This is a genomic window from Pseudomonas sp. MD195_PC81_125 (assembly GCF_014060985.1).
GTDB classification, from domain to species: Bacteria; Pseudomonadota; Gammaproteobacteria; order Pseudomonadales; family Pseudomonadaceae; genus Aquipseudomonas; species Aquipseudomonas parakoreensis.
In genome coordinates, this window is record NZ_JABULD010000428.1 from 1 (window position 1) to 1191 (window position 1191).

The window sequence follows — 1191 nt, forward strand, 5'->3', positions numbered from 1 at the left end:
AAGGCGGTCGCCATCCCCGTCAATGACCCACCGTATTCGCGAGCAGGCTCGCTCCCACCGGGGATTTGTGTAGCTTCATAAATCGTGGGCAATAAAAAGGCCTCCCGAAGGAGGCCTCTTTTGTCACGCTGCGTAGCGCAGCGCTACCGGATCAGCAGCTGTAGTACAGCTCATATTCCAGTGGGTGTACGAAGGTACGAACCTTGATTTCTTCTTCGGATTTCAGCGCGATGTAAGCGTCGATGAAGTCGTCGGAGAATACGCCGCCCTTGGTCAGGAACGCACGGCCCTTGTCCAGCTCTTCCAGGGCTTCTTTCAGGCTGCCGCAAACTTGTGGGATCTCTTTCGCCTCTTCAGGCGGCAGGTCGTACAGGTTTTTGTCAGCGGCATCGCCAGGGTGGATCTTGTTCTGGATACCGTCCAGACCGGCCATCAGCAGTGCTGCGAAAGCCAGGTACGGGTTGGCAGCCGGATCCGGGAAGCGAGCTTCGATACGACGGCCGCGTGGGCTGTTGACGTAAGGAATACGGATCGAGGCGGAGCGGTTGCGAGCCGAGTAAGCCAGCATCACCGGCGCTTCGAAACCTGGCACCAGACGCTTGTAGGAGTTGGTGGCCGGGTTGGTGAAACCGTTCAGGGCCTTACCGTGCTTGATGATACCGCCGATGAAGTACAGGGCGGTTTCGGACAGGCCGGCATAGCCTTCGCCAGCGAAGGTGTTCTTGCCGTCTTTGGCGATGGACATGTGTACGTGCATGCCCGAGCCGTTGTCGCCGTACAGTGGCTTCGGCATGAAGGTCGCAGTGCGGCCGTAAGCGTCGGCAACGTTGTGGACAACGTATTTCAGGGTCTGAACTTCGTCAGCTTTTTTCACCAGGGTGTTGAACTTGACACCGATTTCGTTCTGACCGGCAGTCGCCACTTCGTGGTGGTGAACTTCAACGGTCTGGCCCATCTCTTCCAGTGCGTTGCACATGGCAGTACGGATTTCGTGGTCGTGGTCGAACGGCGGAACCGGGAAGTAGCCGCCTTTGATACCAGGACGGTGGCCTTTGTTGCCGCCTTCGATGTCCTGGTCGGACATCCACGAACCTTGCTCGGAGTAGATTTTGAACATCGAGCCGGAGATGTCGGACTTGAACTTCACTTCGTCGAAGATGAAGAATTCTGGTTCTGGACCGGCGAAGACGG

Annotated in this window: 1 protein-coding gene; it reads right to left on the minus strand. The window is 57.3% G+C overall.

Annotation, left to right across the window (positions count from 1 at the left end; translation table 11 throughout):
* Positions 1-151 precede the first annotated feature (151 nt).
* Positions 152-1191, minus strand: a 1040-nt coding sequence (gene glnA, locus HT737_RS17515; protein WP_182403442.1) for a type I glutamate--ammonia ligase, incomplete at its 5' end; no start/stop codon positions are given.